This is a genomic window from Clostridium sp. AF37-5 (assembly GCF_003477605.1).
GTDB lineage: Bacteria > Bacillota > Clostridia > Lachnospirales > Lachnospiraceae > Eubacterium_F.
This window is the reverse complement of record NZ_QUDR01000011.1, coordinates 68,945-91,715: the sequence shown is the minus strand read 5'-3', so window position 1 is coordinate 91,715 and position 22,771 is coordinate 68,945. Positions and strand designations below refer to the sequence as shown.

At 37.3% G+C, this 22,771-nt stretch carries 24 protein-coding genes and 1 tRNA gene; 23 read left to right on the top strand and 2 right to left on the bottom strand.

Translation table 11 applies throughout. The features are described 5' to 3' along the window. Positions 1-11 precede the first annotated feature (11 nt). From DW019_RS08665 to DW019_RS08630, 8 genes are all read left to right on the top strand, one after another. Positions 12-1,019 (top strand): YidC/Oxa1 family membrane protein insertase, encoded by a 1,008-nt coding sequence (locus tag DW019_RS08665; RefSeq protein WP_118443125.1) that lies wholly within the window; start codon positions 12-14, stop codon positions 1,017-1,019. Between the two features lie 12 nt (positions 1,020-1,031). Further along, positions 1,032-1,754: an RNA-binding cell elongation regulator Jag/EloR gene (jag, locus tag DW019_RS08660; protein ID WP_117479250.1), complete on the top strand. Its 723-nt coding sequence runs from the start codon at positions 1,032-1,034 to the stop codon at positions 1,752-1,754. A gap of 63 nt (positions 1,755-1,817) precedes the next feature. After that, entirely contained in the window at positions 1,818-3,200 is a 1,383-nt protein-coding gene (mnmE, locus tag DW019_RS08655) for a tRNA uridine-5-carboxymethylaminomethyl(34) synthesis GTPase MnmE (protein ID WP_118443124.1), read from the top strand. 13 nt (positions 3,201-3,213) lie between these two features. Further along, the gene (gene mnmG / locus DW019_RS08650; RefSeq protein ID WP_118443123.1) at positions 3,214-5,094 is read left to right on the top strand and encodes a tRNA uridine-5-carboxymethylaminomethyl(34) synthesis enzyme MnmG; all 1,881 of its coding nucleotides are present in this window, start codon (positions 3,214-3,216) and stop codon (positions 5,092-5,094) included. After that, on the top strand, positions 5,095-5,790 hold the full coding sequence (gene rsmG, locus DW019_RS08645; RefSeq protein ID WP_118443122.1) for a 16S rRNA (guanine(527)-N(7))-methyltransferase RsmG: 696 nt from the start codon (positions 5,095-5,097) through the stop codon (positions 5,788-5,790). Between the two features lie 160 nt (positions 5,791-5,950). After that, a complete protein-coding gene (locus tag DW019_RS08640; protein WP_118443121.1) occupies positions 5,951-6,718 on the top strand; it encodes an AAA family ATPase in 768 nt (255 codons plus the stop codon). A 2-nt stretch (positions 6,719-6,720) separates the two neighbouring features. Next, positions 6,721-7,599 carry a ParB/RepB/Spo0J family partition protein gene (locus DW019_RS08635; protein WP_117479255.1) on the top strand — a complete coding sequence of 293 codons (879 nt, stop codon included), beginning with the start codon at positions 6,721-6,723 and terminating at the stop codon, positions 7,597-7,599. 29 nt (positions 7,600-7,628) lie between these two features. Then, positions 7,629-8,129 carry a DUF4446 family protein gene (locus DW019_RS08630; protein ID WP_117479256.1) on the top strand — a complete coding sequence of 167 codons (501 nt, stop codon included), beginning with the start codon at positions 7,629-7,631 and terminating at the stop codon, positions 8,127-8,129. Positions 8,130-8,196: 67 nt separating this feature from the next. Here DW019_RS08630 and DW019_RS08625 read toward each other — a convergent pair. Continuing rightward, positions 8,197-8,269, bottom strand: a tRNA-Lys gene (locus DW019_RS08625). A gap of 89 nt (positions 8,270-8,358) precedes the next feature. On the opposite strand from DW019_RS08625, the gene DW019_RS08620 reads away from it, so the two are divergent. Further along, positions 8,359-9,522 carry an AI-2E family transporter gene (locus DW019_RS08620; protein ID WP_117479257.1) on the top strand — a complete coding sequence of 388 codons (1,164 nt, stop codon included), beginning with the start codon at positions 8,359-8,361 and terminating at the stop codon, positions 9,520-9,522. Between the two features lie 156 nt (positions 9,523-9,678). Here DW019_RS08620 and trmB read toward each other — a convergent pair whose 3' ends face one another. After that, positions 9,679-10,317, bottom strand: coding sequence for a tRNA (guanosine(46)-N7)-methyltransferase TrmB (trmB, locus tag DW019_RS08615; RefSeq protein WP_118443120.1), 639 nt, complete (start codon positions 10,315-10,317; stop codon positions 9,679-9,681). A gap of 136 nt (positions 10,318-10,453) precedes the next feature. Here trmB and DW019_RS08610 point away from each other — a divergent pair, with 136 nt between their 5' ends. The 14 genes from DW019_RS08610 to DW019_RS08550 all read left to right on the top strand — a co-directional run bounded on the left by DW019_RS08610 (position 10,454) and on the right by DW019_RS08550 (position 22,760). Then, complete coding sequence (locus DW019_RS08610) at positions 10,454-11,854, top strand: D-alanyl-D-alanine carboxypeptidase family protein (protein WP_118443119.1); 1,401 nt, start codon at positions 10,454-10,456, stop codon at positions 11,852-11,854. A 27-nt stretch (positions 11,855-11,881) separates the two neighbouring features. Next, positions 11,882-13,300, top strand: coding sequence for a pyruvate kinase (pyk, locus tag DW019_RS08605; protein ID WP_182431081.1), 1,419 nt, complete (start codon positions 11,882-11,884; stop codon positions 13,298-13,300). 104 nt (positions 13,301-13,404) lie between these two features. Continuing rightward, positions 13,405-13,599 carry a hypothetical protein gene (locus DW019_RS15465; RefSeq protein ID WP_242989424.1) on the top strand — a complete coding sequence of 65 codons (195 nt, stop codon included), beginning with the start codon at positions 13,405-13,407 and terminating at the stop codon, positions 13,597-13,599. Then, entirely contained in the window at positions 13,563-14,114 is a 552-nt protein-coding gene (locus DW019_RS15460; RefSeq protein WP_347474414.1) for an ImmA/IrrE family metallo-endopeptidase, read from the top strand. The genes DW019_RS15465 and DW019_RS15460 overlap by 37 nt, the downstream gene beginning before the upstream one ends. A gap of 222 nt (positions 14,115-14,336) precedes the next feature. Continuing rightward, positions 14,337-14,513, top strand: coding sequence for a hypothetical protein (locus tag DW019_RS15060; RefSeq protein WP_182431080.1), 177 nt, complete (start codon positions 14,337-14,339; stop codon positions 14,511-14,513). A 119-nt stretch (positions 14,514-14,632) separates the two neighbouring features. After that, positions 14,633-15,256, top strand: coding sequence for a DUF6088 family protein (locus DW019_RS08590; RefSeq protein ID WP_117479262.1), 624 nt, complete (start codon positions 14,633-14,635; stop codon positions 15,254-15,256). A gap of 201 nt (positions 15,257-15,457) precedes the next feature. After that, positions 15,458-15,787, top strand: a complete 330-nt coding sequence (locus tag DW019_RS08585) for a cupin domain-containing protein (RefSeq protein ID WP_117479263.1) — start codon at positions 15,458-15,460, stop codon at positions 15,785-15,787. A gap of 15 nt (positions 15,788-15,802) precedes the next feature. Next, positions 15,803-16,708, top strand: coding sequence for a nucleoside hydrolase (locus DW019_RS08580; RefSeq protein WP_117479264.1), 906 nt, complete (start codon positions 15,803-15,805; stop codon positions 16,706-16,708). A 43-nt stretch (positions 16,709-16,751) separates the two neighbouring features. Next, entirely contained in the window at positions 16,752-17,405 is a 654-nt protein-coding gene (locus DW019_RS08575) for a response regulator transcription factor (RefSeq protein ID WP_118443116.1), read from the top strand. Between the two features lies 1 nt (position 17,406). Then, positions 17,407-18,828, top strand: coding sequence for a HAMP domain-containing sensor histidine kinase (locus DW019_RS08570; protein ID WP_118443115.1), 1,422 nt, complete (start codon positions 17,407-17,409; stop codon positions 18,826-18,828). Further along, a complete protein-coding gene (locus DW019_RS08565) occupies positions 18,825-19,691 on the top strand; it encodes a hypothetical protein (RefSeq protein ID WP_118443114.1) in 867 nt (288 codons plus the stop codon). The genes DW019_RS08570 and DW019_RS08565 overlap by 4 nt, the downstream gene beginning before the upstream one ends. Positions 19,692-19,772: 81 nt before the next feature. Continuing rightward, positions 19,773-20,525, top strand: coding sequence for a M15 family metallopeptidase (locus DW019_RS08560; protein ID WP_118443113.1), 753 nt, complete (start codon positions 19,773-19,775; stop codon positions 20,523-20,525). A gap of 208 nt (positions 20,526-20,733) precedes the next feature. After that, positions 20,734-22,026 carry a histidine kinase gene (locus DW019_RS08555; protein WP_118443112.1) on the top strand — a complete coding sequence of 431 codons (1,293 nt, stop codon included), beginning with the start codon at positions 20,734-20,736 and terminating at the stop codon, positions 22,024-22,026. Continuing rightward, a complete protein-coding gene (locus tag DW019_RS08550) occupies positions 22,023-22,760 on the top strand; it encodes a response regulator (RefSeq protein WP_118443111.1) in 738 nt (245 codons plus the stop codon). Before DW019_RS08555 ends, DW019_RS08550 begins: the two co-directional genes overlap by 4 nt. Positions 22,761-22,771 lie beyond the last annotated feature (11 nt).

Genomic DNA, 22,771 nt, shown 5'->3' with positions numbered 1-22,771 from the left:
AGGAGGAAAATATGTTCCCATTAGGTTGGTTGAATCAGTTATTGGGGTTGGCTATGAATGGCATCGACTGGTGTATGTACCATTTATTAGGAGTGCATAATGTTGGTTGGTGTATTGTAATATTTACATTATTTGTATATATTCTTATGTATCCTCTCAACGCAAAACAGCAGAAATCATCCCGGTTGATGAATAAGATTAACCCGGAGATTAAAGCAATTCAGAAGAAATACAAGAATAAAAAAGATCAGGCATCCCAGATGAAGATGAATCAGGAGACGCAGGATATTTATGCAAAATATGGAATTAGTCCGTTTGGTGGATGTCTTCCTCTTTTGATTACAATGCCAATTCTTTTTGCTTTGTATAATGTCATTCGTAACATTCCATATTATGTAAATGGAATTGGTTCGATGAAAGAAAATCCGGAAGCTTATAAATTTTTAGGACTTTTGGTTAATGAATCTCCGATGTCTTTATTTAAAGATAGAGCAAATTATCCATATGCCGGAATTTTGGTATTTTTGATTCCGATTTTGGCTATGGTTCTTCAGTTTATTAATACAAAACTGATTCAGGTAAAAACAGATGCTGGTGAGCAGGACCAGATGCAGAGTTCTATGAAGATGATGAACTACATGATGCCTGTTATGTCCGGATTTTTCTGTCTTTCCTTTGACGTAAGTATTGGTATTTACTGGATTATTGGTAGTTTGTTTAGAATTGTACAGGCTATTTTGATTAACCGCAAAGTAGACAGTATTTCTTTGGATGAATTGATTGAAAAGAATAAAGGTAAAGCAACGAAGAAAAGTGCAAAACGTGAAGCCATGAATCGTCAGATGGAAGAGTATGCGAAAAAGAAAACAGCAGGAATTAAATCTGCTTCCGCTTATCAAAATACCGCTGATTCATCTTCCAAAGAGGAAGAGGTTCAGACTCATGTAAACAAAGATTTTGATTCCGGCAGTATTGCGGGATATGCACACATGCTTTCTGGAAAGAAAGATAAAAAATAGGAGGAATTTAAGATGGAAGAGTGGAAAGAGTTTTCTGCAAAAACAGCAGATGAAGCTTTGACAAATGCTTTAATCCAGATGGAAACAACGAGTGACCAGATTGAATATGAAGTAGTTGAAGAAGAAAAAAGTGGAATTTTAGGTTTGTTTAGTAAACCGGCAGTTATCCGTGTTCGCAAAAAAGAGAATGTAGTTGATACGGTTAAGAACTTTTTAGCAAAAACATTCCAGGCTATGAAATTAGATGTAGAGATTGAAACAGAGTTTGATGAAGTGGAAAATGAAATCCGCATCGAGTTGAAGGGTACTGAGATGGGTATGTTAATCGGAAAACGCGGACAGACTTTGGATTCCCTTCAGTATTTGACTTCTCTTGTTGCAAATAAAAATAAAGATACTTATACGAAGATTAAGATTGATACGGAAAATTATCGTCAGAGAAGAAAAGAAACAATTGAAAATCTGGCGAGAAATGTGGCAAGCAAAGTTAAGAAGACAGGACGTCCTGCTTTCTTAGAGCCGATGAATCCATATGAGAGAAGAATTATTCATGCGGAATTACAGGCTGATAAATATGTGGATACACATAGCGAAGGTGAAGAGCCACATCGTAAGGTGGTTGTTACTTTAAATCGGGAATTTGCTTCGGAACTTCCAAGAAGAAATAATTATCGGAGAAGAAACAATAATTATTCCCGTGACCGCAAGAGACCATATCAGGAAAAGAAAGATTGAGAGAAAAGTGTGAAAGGCTGATTCTTAGGATTCAGCCTTTTTTGACAAAGAAAAGGAGTTTTTATGTTTGAGCAGGAGACAATTGCCGCAATTGCTACATCATCGAAAAATGGAAGTATTAGTGTAATTCGAGTGAGCGGAGAAAATTCTTTTTCCATTGTAAGCCGTATTTTTTGTAATGAAAAAGGAACTTTGATTGATTTAAATGAAAAGAAAAGCCACACGATTCAGTATGGTTTTATTTTTGACGGTTCGAAAAAAATAGATGAAGTTCTTGTACTTCTTATGAAGGCTCCAAAAAGTTATACGGCGGAAGATGTAGTAGAAATCCAGTGTCATGGCGGTCACTATATTTGTCAGGTGATTTTAGATTTGTTAGTCCGTCATGGTGTAAGAGTTGCAGAGCCGGGTGAGTTTACAAAACGTGCCTTTTTAAATGGGCGACTTGATTTGTCACAGGCAGAAGCTGTAATGGATGTAATTCAGTCGAAAAGTGAGTTAGCACTTTTTAATTCGATGAGTCAGTTGAGAGGAAGTATTAAGAATCGAATCCAAAAACTTCGTGAAGTAATATTAGAAGATGTTGCTTATTTGGAAGCTGCACTTGATGATCCGGAACATATTTCTTTGGATTCTTTTGATGAAACAATTGAAGGTCATGTGCGGGCACTGTTAAAGGATACCAATCATTTGCTTGAAAATTGTAACAATGGAAGAATTATGAAAGAAGGCATCCAGACGGTAATTGTTGGAAAACCAAATGTAGGAAAATCTTCTTTATTAAATTGTCTGCTACGGGAAAATCGTGCGATTGTAACGAATATTCCTGGTACAACAAGAGATACATTAGAAGAAGATATTGTGATAGGAAATATATTATTACATTTAATTGATACAGCCGGAATCCGAGAGACCGAAAATGAAATTGAGAGTATTGGTATCAAAAAGACAAAAGAGTCTCTTGAAAAAGCGGATTTTGTAATAATAGTCCTGGATAGTAGCAAAGAATTATCCAAGGAGGATTATGAAATTCTTGATTTATGCAAAAACAGTACAGGCGTTGTTTTAGTAAATAAATCGGATTTGCAACAGACATTGAGTATGCAGGAAATCCGTAATTTGTCAGGAAAAGACGTCATTTCATTTTCCGCTGCAAAGGGAGATGGATTGGATGAACTGGAATCCTATATTAAGAGACAATTTATTGAATCGAAAATAGAAGAAAAAGATGATTTATATATTACCAATGCCAGACAAAAAGAAGCTTTGGTTCAAACAAAAGACAGTCTGGAAAAAGTATTAGAAAGTATTGAACTTGGTATGCCGGAGGATTTGTATGCGATTGATTTAACAAATGCGTATGAGTCACTTGGTAAAATTATAGGAGAGACACTCGAAGAAGATATCATCAATAAAATCTTTAAAGATTTTTGTATGGGAAAATAAAGGAGAGAAAATTATGACAGAACAATTTGATGCCATCGTAATTGGAGCAGGTCATGCCGGATGCGAGGCTGCTCTTGCATTAGCTCGTCTTTCCTGCAAGACAGCATTGTTTACTGTCAGTGTTGACAGCATTGCAATGATGCCCTGCAATCCAAATGTTGGAGGAACGTCGAAAGGACATTTAGTCAGAGAAATTGATGCATTGGGTGGTGAGATGGGAAAAAATATTGACCGCACATTTATCCAGTCAAAAATGCTCAATCAGTCGAAAGGACCTGCCGTACATTCTTTGCGCGCACAGGCAGATAAAAAAGAGTACAGTTATGCAATGCGAAAAGTGATTGAGGAGACAGATGGTGTATCCATCAAGCAGGGTGAAATTACAGATATTATTGTAGAAGATGGAAAAGTATGTGGCGTTAAGTCTTATACCGGAACCATTTATCCTTGTAAAGTTGTTGTATTATGTACCGGTACTTATTTGAATGCGAGGTGTATTACAGGAGAGACTTCTGTTTATACCGGACCAAATGGACTTCAGTCAGCAACGCATCTTACCGATTCATTAAAAAAACTTGGTATTTCTATGCGTCGGTTTAAGACAGGAACACCTGCCCGTATGGATGGAAGAACGATTGATTACAGTAAAATGGAACCTCAATACGGTGATGAAAAAATAGTTCCTTTTTCCTTTGAAAATAAACCGGAAGATTTGGAAAGAGAACAGGTGAAGTGCTGGCTTACTTATACAAATGAAGAAACACATAAAGTAATAAGAGAAAATCTTGACCGCTCACCTTTGTATTCCGGTTATATCAAAGGAACCGGTCCGAGATATTGTCCGTCAATTGAAGATAAGGTTGTTCGGTTTGCAGATAAGAACAGACACCAAGTATTTATTGAGCCGGAAGGAAATTATACAAATGAAATGTATGTTGGCGGTATGTCAAGTTCTCTGCCGGAAGATGTTCAGGAGAAAATGTACCGCTCGGTACCGGGACTTGAACATGCAAAGATTGTAAGAAATGCGTATGCAATTGAATACGATTGTTTGGATTCTTTGGAACTTTTACCGACTTTAGAGTTAAAAAAAGTAAAAGGTCTTTTTAGTGCCGGACAGGCAAATGGAAGTTCCGGTTATGAAGAAGCTGCTGCACAAGGACTTGTTGCCGGTATCAATGCCGCAAGAAAATGTCTTGGAAAAGAGCCAATTATCATTGATCGTTCGCAGGGATATGTTGGTGTTTTGATTGATGACTTAGTTACTAAAGGAACAAATGAGCCATATCGTATGATGACTTCCCGTGCAGAGTACCGCCTTTTGCTTCGTCAGGATAATGCAGATGAACGTCTTACAAAACTCGGTTATGAGATTGGTTTAATTTCAGAGGAGAGATATCAGCATTTTGTAGAAAAAGAAGAACAAATTAAAAAGGAAATTAACCGTGTTCTTCATACGCATGTCGGAAATACCGAGGAAGTGCAGAAATTATTAGATGAGTATGAGAGTACCCGTTTGGTTAGTGGAATCAGTCTTGCAGAATTAATTCGAAGACCGGAATTATCTTATGATAAGTTAGCCCCGATTGACAAGGAGCGTCCGGAACTTTCGGAAGAAGTAAGAGAAGAAGTAAATATTAATTTGAAATATGAAGGATATATCAAGCGCCAGCAAAAACAAGTTGAGCAATTCCATAAGCTGGAGAGTAAGAAGATTCCTTCGGATATTGATTATGAAGATATTAAGAGTCTTCGATTGGAAGCAATTCAAAAGTTATCCGATATTCGCCCGAAATCAGTTGGACAGGCAGCGAGAATCAGTGGTGTTTCTCCATCCGATATTTCCGTGCTTACGGTATACTTAGAACAGTATCATCGAAAGAGGGTGGATTAAATGAGAGATATTTTTAAACAATTTGATATTGAATTGAGTGATCAGCAGGAAAATAAATTAAAAGAATATTACAAAATATTAGTGGAAGAAAATAAAAAAATGAATTTGACATCAATTACAGAATATGAAGATGTCGTTTGGAAACACTTTTTAGATTCCGCTTTAATTATGAAAGATTCTTTATGGAATGAAAAAAATAAAGTATTTGATGTTGGAACCGGTGCTGGTTTTCCGGGAATAGTGTTAGCTATTCTTAATCCGGAAAGTGAATTTGTTTTGCTTGATTCTTTAAACAAAAGAGTAGATTTTTTAAAACAGGTTTGTGATAAACTGAAAATCAACAATGTTACGGCAATTCACGGAAGAGCGGAAACTTACGGACAAAATGAAATGTATCGTAATCAATTTGATTTTGTTGTTTCACGCGCAGTAGCAGAACTTCCAATCCTTATGGAATACTGTGTTCCATTTGCTAAAGTTAATGGATACTTTGTTTCTTATAAAGGAAAGAAACAGGAAGAGGAAGTAAAACTTGCAGAGAATGCTTTTTGTGAATTATCAGCTAAGTTTGACCACTTGGACAAGTTTTCCTTAAGAGATAGAGAAGAACGATACTTGTTATTTATAAAAAAAGAAGAGAAGACAAATAGTAAGTATCCTAGAAAAGAAGGTAAACCAAAGAAAAAACCTTTATAAAAATGTTTCACGTGAAACATTTCACGGATAGGATTCACAGATGTTTCACGTGAAACATGAAAAAATATATAGCCAAACATTATACGAAATGATATAATGTTCTGTAGGATTGCGTGAGCGATAATAAAGATATAAGTTTTATGATTGGAGAAAGATAAGTATGAGCGAAATTATGGCAATTGCAAATCAGAAGGGTGGAGTTGGAAAAACAACGACAACGATAAATTTATCCGCTGCCCTTGCTGAACAAGGGAAAAAGGTTCTTATTATAGATATGGATCCACAGGGAAATACATCCAGTGGACTTGGTATTGATAAGGATGAATTAGAGACAACAGTGTATCAGTTGATGATTGGAGATAATTCATTTGATGAATGTGTTCAGAAAGATGTTTTTGAAAATTTGGATGTTTTAGCGGCTAACGTAAATTTGGCTGGTATTGAAATCGAGACAATGGATATGGAAGACAGAAACTATATTCTTCGCGATATTATTTTGGAAGTCGAAGATCGATATGATTTTATTATCATTGATTGTCCACCATCTTTGAATACATTGACAATTAACTCTATGACAACAGCAGATTCGGTACTGGTTCCGATTCAGTGTGAATACTATGCATTGGAGGGATTGAGCCAGCTTATTTATACAATCAATCTTGTAAAAGATCGATTGAATCCAAAACTTACGATTAATGGTGTTGTATTTACGATGTATGATGGAAGAACAAATTTGTCCATGCAGGTAATTGAAAATGTACGAAATAATTTGAATCAGACAATTTACGATACAATTATTCCGCGTGGTGTTCGTCTGGCAGAAGCACCAAGTCACGGACTTCCGATTACACAGTATGATAACCGCTCAACCGGAGCAAAGGCATATATGGCACTTGCAAAGGAAGTAATTGAAAGGAGTGCAAAATAATTATGGCAGTCAAGAGAACAGGTTTGGGTAAAGGACTGGATTCCATGATTCCTCCGAAAGCAACGCAAAGAGCTGTAAAAGAGGACAAGAATACGGTTTCAAAAACCGGAGAAACAATTTTGAAAATTAATGAAGTGGAGCCAAACAAAAAGCAGCCGCGTAAATTCTTTAATGAAGAAGCGTTACAGGAATTAAGTGATTCCATTAAGCAGCACGGAATTGTTCAGCCATTGGTAGTAGCAAAGAAAGATGATTATTTTGAAATTATTGCCGGAGAGAGAAGATGGCGTGCGGCAAAATTAGCGGGATTAAAGGAAGTTCCGGTTGTTATTAAAGATTATTCACCGCAGGAAATTATGGAAGTCGCGCTGATTGAAAATATTCAGCGTGAGGACTTGAATCCGGTGGAAGAAGCAAAAGCATATCAAAATTTGATTAAGGAATATAATTTGAAGCAGGAAGAAGTGGCAGAGAGAGTTTCTAAGAGTCGTTCTGCTATTACCAATTCACTTCGTCTGTTAAAATTAAGTGATGATGTGTTGACACTTTTAATGGAAGAAGAAATTTCAAGCGGACATGCAAGAGCACTGCTTGGTCTGGAAGATAGTGAAAAACAGCTTGAAATTGCCGAAAAGATTGCAAAAGATCACCTCAGTGTAAGAGAAGTTGAGAAATTAGTGAAAAATATCAATCAGCCGGCGAAGAAAACAAAGAAAAAAGAACTTTCTAATGACTTTTTGTACCATGATATGGAAGAAAAAGTGAAGTTGAAGACAGGAACAAAGGTAAAAATCAATCGAAAGTCCGAGAATAAAGGTAAAATAGAAATTGAGTATTATTCACAGGACGACTTAGAAAAGATTTTGGGATACTTCAAATAAAAGAACATATGTTCACAAGGAGGAAAAAAATGTTTCAGTTTAGTGATTATGGATTAAGTGTTGATGTTGTTTTACTGGGTGCGATTGCAGCAATCCTGATTTTATTGATTCTTTGCCTTATTTTAATAGGAAAGAACAGCTCACTGAGAAAACGATATGATGAGTTTATGCGTGATTCCGATGGAAAAAGTCTGGAAGAAGCATTTCAGAAGAAATTTGCCAATATGGATTATATCAATGGCAAAATCAAAGAAGTCGATGAGCATTTGGCTATAATTGACGAAAACCTTTTGAAGACTTATCAGAAGGTAGGCGTGGTAAAATATGATGCGTTTAAAGAAGTTGGCGGAACTTTGAGTTTTGTACTTACTCTTTTGACAAAAGAAAACGATGGATTCATTATGAATTCAATGCACAGTAACAAAGAGGGATGTTACATTTATATTAAGGAAGTAAAATCCGGAGAAGTGTTTGTAACATTGTCGGAAGAAGAACGTCAGTCTTTGGAACAGGCAATGACTGCTGAATAAAGAAAAATGAGGGCAAAAAAAAGCCCTCACCCAGCAGTTGCAGGTCTGCCAAACAAGGACTCGGGAGTACGCCATTGGGGGCTCGAACCCCAGACACCCTGATTAAGAGTCAGGTGCTCTACCAACTGAGCTAATGGCGCTTCATCAATCACGCAAGGAATATTATATAATATTCTATTTCAAAATGCAAGCAATAATTTAAAAAAATTGTATAAACTTGGAGGAATATATGGAGAAAAAAAATAAATGCCTGGAAATTCTGAAAACATTAGTATCGAATATGTGGTATATTGTAGCTTTGGTTGCTATTATTGCCATTATCTTTTTAATGATTGCTAACTGGGGAGTTGTATTAGCAGTTATTGGAAAATTTCTGACTATTTTGATGCCGTTTATATTGGGATTCTTTTTTGCCTGCTTTATTAATCCGCTTGTAAAAAGAGTCCATTCGCTGCTAAATCGAATGAAACCTGGTAAAGGGGCGAAAATTAAGAAAGCATTTAGTGTAATCATCAGTTATGTCGTAGTAATTGGCGTAATCACCGTTTTACTCATTTATATTATTCCTCAGATAAAGGCAAGTATTGGTGAACTCGGGAATACAATTCAAGATGGATATCAGTATATGATTACACACCAGAAGGAATTAAATGAAAAAATTCCGTTTATCGGGCTTGGTGGAGGAATTGAATACATCAAGGAATTTGCATATAAGAAAATTATGAGCAATGGCTCTGAGATTATTCCTTATGTTTATCATGTTTCGTCTTCTTTATTGACGACGTCGTATAATGTATTGATGGGACTTGTGATTTCCATTTACATTATTTTGGATATGAAAAAGTTGAAAAGAAGTGCAAGAAAAGTTGTATATGCCCTGTCTCCGAAAAAGAAAGAGCAGGAAGTTTGGGAGACAATGAAACAGTGCAGCCACATTTTTAATGGATTTTTGATTGGAAAAATGATTGATTCCCTGATTATCGGAATTCTCTGTCTGATTGCAATGTCCATTTTGAAACTGCCGTATGCACTGCTTCTCAGTCTGATTGTATGTATTACTAATATGATACCTTATTTCGGACCGATAATTGGTGCAATTCCTGGTGTTATGATTTATCTGTTTATTGATATTCGTTATGCCTTTATCTTTGCTCTTATGATTTTGATTTTGCAGCAGTTTGACGGTCTGTATCTTGGGCCAAAAATTTTGGGTGACCAGACGGGAATTAAGCCTCTTTGGGTTATCTTTGGAATTACAGTTGGCGGTGCCTATTTTGGCGTGATGGGAATGTTCCTTGGTGTACCGGTAGTAGCTGTTATTATGTATCTTTTGCAACTGTTTTTGGATAAAAAACTGAAAAAGAAAAATATTTCAACCTTTGATTCCAAGTAATCGTTTGATTTCTTCAATGGAGCAGAGGATGCAGTGTATCTTTTTTGAGCATTTTCCATGATTTAATTTTTGACATAATATACGTTTAAAACAAGACATAAAAATAGAACCTTTTTCTTTATTCTATGAAAAAGGTTCTATTATGTTACCAACTAATTAGCGGGAAAGAACAAATCGGCAGATTGGTTTTCCTTCTGCGACAAATTTGCTCTCGTACTCAGTCATAATATTGCCTTGCAAAAATTCACTGTGGTGTAAATCATAAGTAAGTTCTTTAATATTCCAAATTGGCGAATTTTCGGCTGTTTCAACTGAAAAATCAAACAAATCCCTATTATCGGTCTTAAACTGAATGTAACCATCCGGATTTAAAATCGTATGATAAAGATTTAAAAAGCCCTCGCTTGTCAGGCGGCGTTTTGCGTGGCGGTCTTTTGGCCATGGGTCGGAAAAATTCAAATAAATCCGGTCTACTTCGTGTTCGGCAAAAATATCAGCCAGATATTTTGCATCAAATCGCAGAAAATACAAATTTGGTTTTTCCTCTGCGGTTTGTTTTTCTAAAGCACGGTACAAAACACTTGAATACATTTCAATGCCGATATAGTTGATATCCGGATTTTCGGAAGCTAATGTATGAATAAATTGACCTTTTCCCATGCCGATTTCAATGTGCAAAGGATGATTATTGTGAAACAATTCTGACCATTTTCCTTTGTAATCTTCCGGATTCTGAACGACATAGGGACTTGCCGCAATCACTTCTTTTGAACCTTTGATATTTCGTAAACGCATAGTAATCCTCCATATAGTAAACATTTAAATTATAGCATCATAGTACCATAAATCGAAATTATGTCAAATAAGATGTTGGAAAAATTGGTAAAATCGTGTATGATAGAAGTAATAGTATGATTTTTGGAGGCATGAGATGAAAAAAAAATATGCGGCACTTATTTTTTGTGCAATTGGACTCTTATTAGGAAGCGTTACTTCAGAAGCAAAAAAGAAACCATCGGTTACTGCAGAATCTGCAATTGTAATGGATGTTCAGTCGGGTGCGATTTTATATGAAAAGAATATAGACAAGCGTGAGTATCCGGCGAGTATTACGAAAGTAATGACGGCTCTTGTTGCTATTGAAAATTCGTCGTTGTCGGAGACGGTTACTTATTCAAGAAATGCCGTGACAAATTTGGAGTCGGGTGCTTCTAATATTGAAATTCAGCCGGGTGAAAAATTGTCAATGGAAGACAGTTTATATGCCATTCTTCTTATGTCAGCGAATGAAGCTTGTAATGGTGTGGCGGAGCATGTCGCAGGAAGCATTGATAATTTTGTTGCGATGATGAATCAAAAGGCAAAAGAACTCGGATGTACAGGAACTAATTTTGCAAATGCAAACGGTTTGTGGATGTCAAATCATTATACGACGGCACACGATATGGCATTGATTTCACAGGAAGCCTATAAAAATCCTACATTTGCAAAAATTACCGGAACGAAACGCTATATCATTAATAAAACGAAAAAACACGCAAAACGTTATCTTCATAATCATCATGGTATGCTTTATCCAAGCACATTTACCCAATATTTGTATGAATACTGCGTGGGCGGCAAAACGGGATATACATCAAAGTGTCGTTATACGCTTGTAACTTATGCAAAGAAAAACGGAACAACATTGGTTTCTGTTATCATGCGTGCACCAAATTCCCCTTGGACGGCGCCGGATGCTAATGAGTATACCGATACGACAAGAATTTTGAATTATTGTTTTGAAAATTACAAACGCTATGAAATTGGAACAACGACAGATAATACGGTAAATACAAGTGATTTGTTTACCAAATACAGTTCCTATTATAACCAGCAGTCGGGTCCTTTATCTGTGGAACAGGGAGCCGGGGTTATGCTGCCAAAGGGTGTTACTTTGGACAAGGCACAGAAAAAAGTAATTTATTATGACACACCACAGCAGGTTAGTGCGACAAAGAAAGTAATTGGAAAAATTACATATACTTATAATGGAAAAGAAGCGGGTGGTGCTGAGATTTACTATGAAAATGCGAAAAATCCGACTTTAAATGACAGTATTGACATGTCCGAATGGTTTGTGGATGCGGTAGAAAAAGCGAATGAGGCACCTTTCCCATGGAAAAAGGTTTTAACAATCGGTATTCTTGTAGTTGCCGCTCTTGCAATTACTATTTTGATTCTGTGGTGGATGAGAACCCATAAAGAACAGCGCACACGCCGCAATCGATACAAGAGAGGAAAGAAAAATCGAAATATCAATGAAAGAGGATACTATTATCACAAAAAATAGATAGCAAAATAATATTATGGAGGCATCATGAGAAAGACAAAAATTATTTGCACACTTGGTCCGTCAACTGACAGAGATGGTATTTTGGAACAATGTATCGAAAGTGGTATGAATGTTGCACGCCTGAATTTTTCACATGGCAGCCATGAAGAACAGCAAAAAAGAATTGACAAGCTGTATGAATTAAGAAAGAAATATCAAAAGCCAATTGCTGCTTTGTTAGATACCAAAGGTCCGGAAATTAGACTTGGTGATTTCAAAGATGGTAAAGTCAATTTGAAACAGGGACAAAAGTTTTCTCTTGTAACAAATGAAGTATTGGGGGATGAGACAAAGGCATATGTCACATACAAACAACTTCCGGAAGACGTAGAGCCGGGAACCCGCATTTTGATGGATGATGGGCTGGTAGAAATGATTGTTGAGGCGGTTGACGAAACACAGATTGACTGCGTGGTTGTCGGTGACTGTGAATTGAAAAACCATAAAGGCGTTAATGTTCCGGGACTTCATTTGAATATGCCGTACATGAGTGAAAAAGATAAAAGTGATATTATCTTTGGAATCAATAACCACGTAGATTTTATTGCGGCTTCTTTTGTGCGCACTGTGAAAGATATTGAAGATATCCGTGCTTTTCTGCATGAAAATGGCGGTGATGGAATTCATATCATTGCCAAAATCGAAAACTGCGAGGGCGTTGAAAATATTGATGGAATTATTGCAGCGTCGGATGGCATTATGGTTGCACGTGGTGATATGGGTGTGGAACTGCCGGAAGAAGAAGTTCCTATTTTGCAGAAAATGATTATCGGAAAAGTATACGAAGCGGGCAAGCAGGTAATTACGGCAACGCAGATGCTCGATTCGATGATGAAAAACCCAAGACCGACAAGAGCAGAAGTTGCCGATGTGGCAAATGCAATTTACGATGGCACAAGTGCCATTATGCTTTCAGGTGAAACTGCTGCCGGAAAATATCCGGTGGAATCGGTTCAGACGATGGTGCGGATTGCGAATCGCACGGAAGCGGATATTGATTATGAAAAACGTTTTTATCATCGTGGCCGCCATGAAAAACCGGATGTTACAGAGGCTGTTTGTCATGCAACCTGTACAACGGCATACGATTTGAATGCTTCAGCCATCGTTGCGGTGACAAAATCCGGAAGAACCGCACGTATGATTTCCAGATACCGCCCGGCATGTCCGGTTCTCGGTGGAACGACGTCGAAAAGAGTCTGGCGTCAGATGGCAATGTCGTGGGGTGTATGTCCGATATTACTGGATGAGAAAACGGATGTATTTGCTTTGTTTGACCATGCGGTAGATAAAGGAAAATCTTCCGGACTTTTGAAATCAGGTGATTTGGCGGTGATTACATCGGGTGTTCCAATCGGAATATCCGGAACGACAAATATGCTTAAGGTTGTGAATGTAGAGTAAAACGAATCTTCTAAAAAAATATTTGATATGCTGGATTTATTTTATGCGAATAAGCATATGTGTGAAAAGATTCAGCACAAGATAAGTTTTAGGGGGTAAGTTTAATGCTGGATTCACGAAAGCGCGAAATTCGTATAAAAGCTGATTATTTTAGGGCAAATTGTAAAATTGGCAGATATGGTATCATTAATCTGTTCAAAGAATGTGAAAGAATGGGTTATAAATTAGTTAGGTATCCGCTGGGAGAAAATGCAGATCTTGGATTTATGATGAAAACACATTTATTGATGATAGTGTAACAGTAAATGGGAGAAGTACAGATGAAAAAGAACAGGAGGCAAACTATTTTGCCGCTTGTTTGTTAATGCCATCCGATGATGTTCATAGATTTATTGATTTGGAGATTCAAAATTTTCAGGAATGTGGATTATCGGCAATGGATATTGCCAGAATTATGTCTGAGTTTAATGTTAGTTTTGATATGGCATTAAATCGATTGGAAAGCCTAGGTGTGATTAATACAGACCAAAAGATGCGGCTTGATAATATTAAGACAGAGATGAAAGTTGGAAATTTACTTCGCGCGGTTGGTGGTAATAGCAAGCTGAATGAGCCTAGCGAAGTATTTGATATACCGCATGAGTATATTGATTATGTTATCTATAATTATAATCATAATGCAATTCCAAAAGAAACATTGGAACGCGTACTCGCTTATTATAAACTTGTCATAGATGATGTAAGTGACAAAATTGTTGAGTTCTCTGATGACGATGATGATTTAGATGATTTGATAGGAGGAATAGACGATTGAGAGCCTCTTTAGATACAAATGTTATTATTCATTTCTAAAAGGCTGGTCCTGAGAATATTTTGTTTGATTTCTTTGATGAAGGGGTATTTATCTACGAGCAGATTCGCAATATTGAATTATATACAGATCAGAAGTTGAAGGATTTACAGATATATAAGATTTTTGAATATAATTTTTCGGAAAATAGAAACCTGTATGGTACTGGTGATTTGGGTGAAGTATATGTCATTATTACAATTTGAAGATGAGGTAATGCCATTTACTTTTGCTGATGTTTTGATATTACGCTATTTGGTTGGCAATGCTGATGAAAATCAAACAGTGAATGACTTTAACATGATTAATAACTCATCAAGTTTGAATTGGTCTTTTAAGAGTCAAGTGAGTAAGTTATTGTGATTGATGTAAAATGCTATTCCTAACAAAGAAGTCACAAAACATATTTGACAAAATATAAAAATAATCATATACTAACGATAAGTAAAAAATGTATTTACTTCTTGAAAGTGGGTGACAATATGTTATATGATTATTTAGTTAACAATTATGAAAAAGGCGAACCAATTTTTCTCATGGATATTGTTATTAAGGGAATGACAGAGGAAAATATAAGGTATCATTTAAAAAAAATGACAGATGAAGGGATAATTGACCGATTTGATTCAGGAATTTACTATATTCCTAGGATTAATATTTTTGGTGAAAAATCTACTATTTCTGCTGAGACAGTTGCGCTTCATAAATATGTTTATCGTAGGGGAAAGAGAGTTGGTTTTTATTCAGGCTACACTCTTGCAAACCGGCTTGGATTATCAACTCAAGTACCAATTAAGGAGGAGATTACTAGTAATTACGCACCTGCACAGGTTAGAGAAGTTAGCATTAAAAATCAAAAATATTTGATTCGAAGACCTGCGGTTACAATTACGGAGGAAAATGCATATGTTCTTCAATTACTTGATTGTTTGAAGGATATTGATAAATCAGCAGAGGAAGATATGAAAAAATGTGGAAAGATTTTGACAAACTATGCTAATGAACACAGAATTACAAGAGAGCAGGTGGATAAGTTATTGGCATATTATCCATTGAAAATCTATAAAGCAATTTATGAAACAGGGGTGAAATATGTATCTGCATGAAGATAAAGAAATTATTATTTTTCAGACGATTATGTTGCATATGAAGATACGATAAAACAAATGAGAAAATTGGCAAAGATGATAAAGGAAGTCACTTGATAAATAAACTCCCCCTTCGTTGTCATAACAACGTATATTTTCCTATAATTATACTATATTAAATGGTATACTAATATCACAAATATACAGGAGGAAATAAAAATGACAGGAATAAAAAATATGGATATGTCGAAGGTTTTGGTTTTAAAGGATGAAGTAGCTTACCAGCCAGGACAAGTAGTATCAAAGACATTAGCACAGAATGAGCATTTGAGTGTAACTTTATTTGCATTTGATAAGGGCGAGGAAATCAGTACACATGAATCAGGCGGTGATGCCTTTGTTACTTGTCTTGATGGCGTTGGCAAAATCACAATTGATGGTGTTGATTATGAACTTCATGAAGGGGAGTCTATTGTTATGCCGGCAAAACACCCTCATGCTGTATTTGGAAAAGAGCAGTTTAAAATGTTGTTAGTTGTAGTTTTTTAATTAAGGAGATTTACCATGCCGTTTCAGTACAAGGTATCAGAAGATAAAAAAGTCCGTGTCATTATTGACACGGATGCTGCCTGTGAGGCAGATGACCCATTTGCAATTGCCCACGCGTTGATGTGCCAGAAGTTTGACGTGAGGGCAATTTTTGCTGAGCAGTTTAATCGAGAGGGAAGTACGCGACAGAGTTACGAAGAAATTTTGACGGTTTTGCGTGCAATGAAAAAAGAAGTTCCCGTTTTTATGGGAGAGGAAACAAAAATTTCTGAGAAAAAACAGGGCGAGGAAGTTTCACCTGCGGCTGACTTTTTGATTGAAGAAGCAATGAGGGTGGATGAAAAACCATTGTTTGTGCTATGCATTGGGGCGATTACCAATGTGGCGAGTGCGATGATGAAAAAGAAGGAAATTGCAAAACACATGACGATTGTGTGGATTGGTGGACAGGGGCATGCGTACAGCACGCCTGAAGTGCGTGAGTTCAATGCGGGAAATGATGTTGAGGCGATTAACTATGTGTTAAACAGTGGTGTGAATTTTTGGCAGATTCCAAATGATGTGTATGGAAAAATGAGAATTAGTCTTGCTGAGATTGAGAGACGGATTGCGCCATGCGGAGAAATTGGAAGACATTTATTTGAAAATATGGAAACATATAATCATTCGGAACATGCGGGATGGACAGCAGGGGAGAGCTGGACATTAGGTGATTCGCCGGCGGTTGGTGTGGTGCTTGATCCGGATTGTGGATTTTATCATGAAACCGAGGCGCCGATTATACTTGATGACACGACCAATAAATTTGAAAAAGGAAGACCGAAAATTCGGGTGTATACATCGGTGGATTCGCGGTTTATTCTGGAAGATTTTATTGCGAAACTGGAAGTTTTATATGGAAAGGGTTCCGATACAAAATAGATACAAAAAAGATGTATGATAGCAGGTGGTAAGGAGGATGTAAATGACAAAGATACTGATTGTGGAAGATGAAGAGGCAATTTCTGACTTGATTAAAATGAGCCTTACGAAGGCGGGATATCACTGTGAACAGGCGATGGACGGATTGGAAGCGGCAGATTGTATCGAGAATAATAATTATGATTTGATTCTTCTTGATATCATGCTTCCGGAAATTAATGGATATGAATTGCTGGAATACATAAAAACAAAAGAAACGCCCGTTATTTTTATTACGGCGATGGGCGAATTGAATGACCGTGTGAAAGGGCTTCGCGCAGGTGCTGATGATTACATTACAAAACCATTTGAAATGATTGAGCTTTTGGCGCGTGTGGAAACGGTTTTGCGGCGTTACCACAAAGTGGGTGGCACGTTTGAGATTTTTGATACGGTAATTGATGTTTCTTCGCGGACAGTTACGCAGAATGGAAAGCAGATTATGCTTACGCTCAAAGAGTTTGAACTGCTTTTGTTTTTTGTGCGCAATAAAAATATTGCTTTGTATCGTGAAACAATTTATGAAAATATATGGGAAAATGATTATATGGGTGACAGCCGTACCGTAGATTTACATGTGCAGAGGCTGCGGAAGAAAATGAACTGGGGAAATCGAATTAAATCGGTTTACAAAGTTGGATATCGGCTGGAGGTGTAACATGAAATTTTACTGGAAAATGTTTATTAGTTTTTTTATACTTATTTCCCTTACGTTTGCGGTCAGCGGAACATGGATGATTTCTGCTTCTTTCAAAACCTCTTTGCAGCGGGAAATTGAGATGGGGATGAGCCGGAATGAGCTGTATCGAACTGCTTTGCAAAATGCGGTGAGTGCCGTGCCGGCAGATTATTTTACAAAACAAAATCATTCTATGAAAGAAATTATAAGTTCACTGCAGGAAAGTCTCTTGGAAAAAGGCACTGATTTTTTTGTGTACAATAAAAAGAAGAAAACGATTTTTTCTTCGACGAAAAAAACAGAAGACGTTTCTTTGTTAGAAAATGTTGATAAGTCCCACAAAATTTATCAGGTCTGTCAAAAAGGTGAAAATTATTATCTGCGGACAGTCAGTTATTTATTTGTGACAGCGGATATGAATGGATATTATATTGAGACGCAAACGAATTTGCAGGAAATTTTTCAAAAGCGGGATGACATGACAAAGATGTATCATTACATCGTTTTGATTGTTTTGATATGCTGCGCGGTTTTGTCGTTTGTGATTTCGTATCTATTAACCTATCGGGTTCGAGCGCTGTCCGTGACGGCGTGGGCGTTTGCCGGCGGGCAGATGGAAGAACGTGCTAAAATCCGGGGAACGGATGAAATTGCAAAGCTTGCCATTGACTTTAACCAGATGGCAGATGAACTTCAGGAAAAAATGGAGCAGTTGGAGGAACACGTAAAGAGCCAGGAAGCGTTTACCGCTGCATTTGCCCACGAATTGAAAACACCACTGACGTCGATTATTGGTTATGCGGAATTGCTTCGCTCGATGTCTCTTTCAAAAGAGGAAGAACTGACGGCGGCAAACTATATTTTTTCACAGGGAAAACGGTTAGAATCACTCTCGTATAAATTGCTGGAATTGTTTGTTTTGCAAAAAGGTGAAATTTCATTTTTGCCGGTAAATGTAGGAGAGGCGATTGAAGAGGTCAAACAGATTACAGCACAGGGACTTCAAAAAAAGGAAGTTATTTTGGAGGCATCATTTGATGAGGCAGTGCTTTTGCTGGAAAAAGATTTATTTATTTCACTTTTAGTAAACTTGGTGGATAATGCTGCAAAGGCATCGCAGGCCGGCGGGCATATCCGGCTGACGGGTAAATGTGAAGAAAACCGCTATGCCATTACGGTAAGAGATGAAGGAAAAGGAATTCCGGAAAGCGAGATTAAAAATATTTTGGAGCCTTTTTATATGGTTGACAAATCTCGCTCCCGCAAAGAGGGGGGCGCAGGACTTGGTATGACGCTTTGTGCTGAAATTGTCCGTTTGCATCATGCAGAATGGAAAATTGAAAGCAAAGAAAATGAGGGAACAAAAATTACGATTTGGTTTTCTTTGGAGGGCGAAGAATGAAAAAAGGAATCAGAATTTTTTTGATGATTGTGGTGGTCGTTTTAGTTTTTGCCGGTGTACAGTGGGTGCCAAATATCGTGAATCAAATGCAGGAAAAAAAGGATTTAGGGCAGGCTGTGATTACGAAAGATTCAACATCGAAAAAGAATATAGGAATGCAATTATCGTATGCCGAAAAAATGGATATTTTGTCGGCATCGCCAAATCAGCTCTATTTGTTTAAAACGAAAAATAAAAATCAACTTTTGGAATACGATGGCAAATTTTTTGAAAAGCTGAATACACAATTGAAAAAATTTACGGAGTTAAAAATTATGGATTTTTCAAGGTTATCCAAAAATCTTGAAAAAAGTTTCAAACAGGCATCGTATTATTCGATTCAGCAGGAGTACGGAACCAATGGATTTCCAATTTGGATTTTATCTTTTTCATATAAAAATTCCGATTATTGGATTGGGTTTGATTTGGCACTTGAAAAGATTCTATATTTTAGTGCTGAGGGAGGAGAACCATTAAAATTTTTAACTAGAAATCATGTATCGGAGAAAGCAGGGGCGGCGAAATTTATAAAAAGAATTAAAAGGAAATTAGAAGAATATTATGGTGCAAAATGGGAAAAAGAAAGTTACAGCCATGATATGATTGCCAGGTTAATATTAGTTCAAAATATTGCCGTTTTTTCCAATAAGAACAATAGTGTTGTTCCTGTGAGAACCGTAATATGGGAAAATCCGACTGCCGGCAAATACAGTAATATAAAGATTAGTTTGGGTGGAATCGCATCGGAGGATGATTTCGATATGTCGGGTTCTTTATATTCCAATGGTTATGCGGATTCAAGCACGTCAAGCACGATGAAATGATACAAAAAAGATACCTTCTTTTGGGCAAAAAGATACAAGTTCATTTTATGATTGTATCGTAGTCTGAAAGGAGGTCTTTTTGTGAGTAAAAGAAGCAGACGATACTTAATTTTAATTCTGGTTTTTGTGCTTTTCTTTGACAGCATTTTAGTTGGTATGTATTTGATGATTGATGCAAAAGGAGATAAGACGGAAAACCAAAATAGGATGGGGATGGGGAAAGTGGAGCAGAAGGTAGAATCTGTAAAAGCAGCAAAGCAGAAAAAAGGGAATTCACTTTTGGTGTTAGTAAACAAAGACAACAAAATGCCGGAAGATTTTCATCTGCCTTTGGTTCGTCTGAAAAATGGAAAATTTGTCGCAGAAAAAATGTATGCCTCACTTAGGGCTATGTGGTTTGATTGTGAAAGGGAAAATCCGAGTTACTCAATTGTTGTTTCCAGTGCTTACCGCAGTCATGCAAAACAAAGCAAGCTTTTACAAGAGGAAATTCAAAAAAATGAGCGGCTGGGAATGAGCTCGAAAGCGGCAAAAAAGGATGCACTCCGCACGGTTGCGCCACCCGGATTTAGTGAACATCAAACAGGACTGTGTGTGGATATCACGGCAAAGAATTTTCAATTATTAAACCGCGCACAGGAGAATACGCCGGAGAACAAATGGTTACAAAAGCACTGTAAAGATTATGGATTTGTGCTTCGTTATCCAAAAGGGCGTGAAACAGTAACCGGTTATTCGTATGAGCCGTGGCATTTTCGTTATGTAGGAAAAAAAGCCGCAAAAGAAATTGCGCGGCGGGGCATTACGCTGGAAGAGTATGTCCGGGAGCAGTAGTTAAATATTTGTTGCCAGTTTTTTGGGATTGCAGTAATTTAATAGAAACCAAAAAAATACTAACAAACATTTTATCCCACCAACAATTTATGATATGATAAAAACAACCAAATCTATAAAATAGACACATTTACATAAAATATCCACCTATTACTTTTTTTCATGGCAGATTATAATTATTGTGTCGGGGGGTGAAAGAGTGCTTCGAATGGAAATTGCGCTTATTATCATTTTAGGATTTATTGCGTATATGTATTATTCGGCAGAGAGAAAACATACGAAACTGCACCGGACATTTTCTGTTTTGCTGCTGGTTGTAATCGTTCATCTTGTTTTTGATGCGGTAACGATTTATACGGTAAATCATTTGGAGCAGGTGCCAATCGCAGTAAACGATGCATTTCACCGGGTGTTTGTCGGAACGATGGCAGGTGTTTTGTACTTGTTTTACCGGTACATTGCTGCTGTTGTGGAGGAAGAGACCAAGAAGAAAATGATTTTTGACTGGCCGGCGAAAATCTTTTTGATTGTGTTGGAAATCATTGCACTTGTTTTTCCGATTGTATACATACAAACGCCAAATGGAAACTATTCGGCAGGTGCTTATGTGATTGCCAGTTATGGCGGAGTCGCGATTTATTTGGCACTGTGTGCAGGAATTTTAATCTGGAACCGGAAACAGATTCATCCGAAGAAAAAGTTTGCGATTGGAGTAGCACTTTGGGTTGAATTTTTGGTGTGCGGCTTGCAGGGGGCATACCCAACGTGGCTAATCAGTGGAATGGGAATTACATTGATGACGTTGTCCTTTTATCTGACTTTGGAAAATCCGGATATTTTAAAGGCGGAGCTGACCGAGCAGAAAATGTCAATGCTCTATTTAAAAAGTCAGGTGAATCCGCATTTTCTCTATAACACACTCGACACGATACGAATTCAGGCGCAGCTTAATGGGGATAATAAAGTAGCGGCTTTATTGATGCGATTGGTCGATTTTTTTCGCATCAGTGTGAAAGTGGACAGACAAATGGTAGCACTTGATGATGAGTTAGAGCTTTTGGGAGCTTACATGGATTTGATGTGTTACCGATATCCGAATCTTCGGTGTGAGTATGATGTTGACCCGGATTTGGGAGGATGTCTTGTTCCGAATTTTATTTTACAGCCACTTGTTGAAAATAGTTTGCTGCATGGTTTGAAAAACAAAGGGTACCGGGGGGAGGTTGTCATTACGGCAAAAAAAGAGGGGAATGCAATCGAAATCCTGATTCGCGGCAGCGGAAGTGGATTTACGGATGGCAGAAAAGATATCATTGATGAGATGCTTCTTCACTACGACAAGAAGCAGGCAAAACTAGAGGGAAACAGCATTGGTATTTTAAATGTGCAAAAAAGAATCAAATTGCTGTGTGGTCCAAAGTATGGACTCAGTTATATGGAAAATGAAACCGGCGGAGTGACGGCACGATTACTGCTGCCGCATGAGGAGGACGCAAAATGAAAAAACTGCGAGTGCTGTTGGTTGATGACGAGATAATGATTCGGGAAGGGTTTAAAAAGTTGTTTGACTGGGAAACCCATGAGTGTGTCGTTGTCGGCGAGGCAGCGGATGGAATGGAAGCAATTACAAAAATTGATGAGGAGCAGCCTGATATTGTGATTATGGATATTAATATTCCGATTATTAACGGACTGAAAGTGATTCAGTTAAGCCGGGTGAAATATCCGTCCATGGCTTTTGTGATTGTTTCCGGTTACGATGATTTTTCATATTGCAGGGAGGCTCTGCGGATGCAGATTACGGACTATATTTTGAAGCCGGTCAATTACGAGGAATTTGGCTCTTGTATTGACCGGTTGAAAATTAGTCTTTACAATAACGAAGTAAAGGAAAAACCGGTTGTGAAAAAAGAACGTGTCATAACCGGAATTACAAAATATATGCAGGAACATCTTTCGGAAGACGTTAGTTTGCATATTCTTTCGGAAGAATTTCATTTAAATTCGCAGTACATCAGTCAGTTATTTAAAAACGAAATAGGAGTAAATTTTCTGACATACCTTACAAACATTCGGATGGAGCACGCAAAAAAACTGCTGCTTTCATCCTCGCTTTCGATCGCGGAAGTTTCAGAGCAGTCCGGTTATGGTGATTACCGCGTGTTTACGAAAGTATTTAAGAAATCAGAGGGAATTACACCATCGCAGTACCGGCGTGACTTCCTTTCCCAATAATTATAAGGAGT

Bases quoted from the DNA above. Each gene is read 5' to 3' on its own strand.
- DW019_RS08665 (WP_118443125.1), top strand. From the start codon at position 12: ATGTTCCCATTAGGTTGGTTGAATCAGTTATTGGGGTTGGCTATGAAT.
- jag (WP_117479250.1), top strand. From the start codon at position 1,032: ATGGAAGAGTGGAAAGAGTTTTCTGCAAAAACAGCAGATGAAGCTTTG.
- mnmE (WP_118443124.1), top strand. From the start codon at position 1,818: ATGTTTGAGCAGGAGACAATTGCCGCAATTGCTACATCATCGAAAAAT.
- mnmG (WP_118443123.1), top strand. From the start codon at position 3,214: ATGACAGAACAATTTGATGCCATCGTAATTGGAGCAGGTCATGCCGGA.
- rsmG (WP_118443122.1), top strand. From the start codon at position 5,095: ATGAGAGATATTTTTAAACAATTTGATATTGAATTGAGTGATCAGCAG.
- DW019_RS08640 (WP_118443121.1), top strand. From the start codon at position 5,951: ATGAGCGAAATTATGGCAATTGCAAATCAGAAGGGTGGAGTTGGAAAA.
- DW019_RS08635 (WP_117479255.1), top strand. From the start codon at position 6,721: ATGGCAGTCAAGAGAACAGGTTTGGGTAAAGGACTGGATTCCATGATT.
- DW019_RS08630 (WP_117479256.1), top strand. From the start codon at position 7,629: ATGTTTCAGTTTAGTGATTATGGATTAAGTGTTGATGTTGTTTTACTG.
- DW019_RS08620 (WP_117479257.1), top strand. From the start codon at position 8,359: ATGGAGAAAAAAAATAAATGCCTGGAAATTCTGAAAACATTAGTATCG.
- trmB (WP_118443120.1), bottom strand. From the start codon at position 10,317: ATGCGTTTACGAAATATCAAAGGTTCAAAAGAAGTGATTGCGGCAAGT.
- DW019_RS08610 (WP_118443119.1), top strand. From the start codon at position 10,454: ATGAAAAAAAAATATGCGGCACTTATTTTTTGTGCAATTGGACTCTTA.
- pyk (WP_182431081.1), top strand. From the start codon at position 11,882: ATGAGAAAGACAAAAATTATTTGCACACTTGGTCCGTCAACTGACAGA.
- DW019_RS15465 (WP_242989424.1), top strand. From the start codon at position 13,405: ATGCTGGATTCACGAAAGCGCGAAATTCGTATAAAAGCTGATTATTTT.
- DW019_RS15060 (WP_182431080.1), top strand. From the start codon at position 14,337: ATGTCATTATTACAATTTGAAGATGAGGTAATGCCATTTACTTTTGCT.
- DW019_RS08590 (WP_117479262.1), top strand. From the start codon at position 14,633: ATGTTATATGATTATTTAGTTAACAATTATGAAAAAGGCGAACCAATT.
- DW019_RS08585 (WP_117479263.1), top strand. From the start codon at position 15,458: ATGACAGGAATAAAAAATATGGATATGTCGAAGGTTTTGGTTTTAAAG.
- DW019_RS08580 (WP_117479264.1), top strand. From the start codon at position 15,803: ATGCCGTTTCAGTACAAGGTATCAGAAGATAAAAAAGTCCGTGTCATT.
- DW019_RS08575 (WP_118443116.1), top strand. From the start codon at position 16,752: ATGACAAAGATACTGATTGTGGAAGATGAAGAGGCAATTTCTGACTTG.
- DW019_RS08570 (WP_118443115.1), top strand. From the start codon at position 17,407: ATGAAATTTTACTGGAAAATGTTTATTAGTTTTTTTATACTTATTTCC.
- DW019_RS08565 (WP_118443114.1), top strand. From the start codon at position 18,825: ATGAAAAAAGGAATCAGAATTTTTTTGATGATTGTGGTGGTCGTTTTA.
- DW019_RS08555 (WP_118443112.1), top strand. From the start codon at position 20,734: ATGGAAATTGCGCTTATTATCATTTTAGGATTTATTGCGTATATGTAT.
- DW019_RS08550 (WP_118443111.1), top strand. From the start codon at position 22,023: ATGAAAAAACTGCGAGTGCTGTTGGTTGATGACGAGATAATGATTCGG.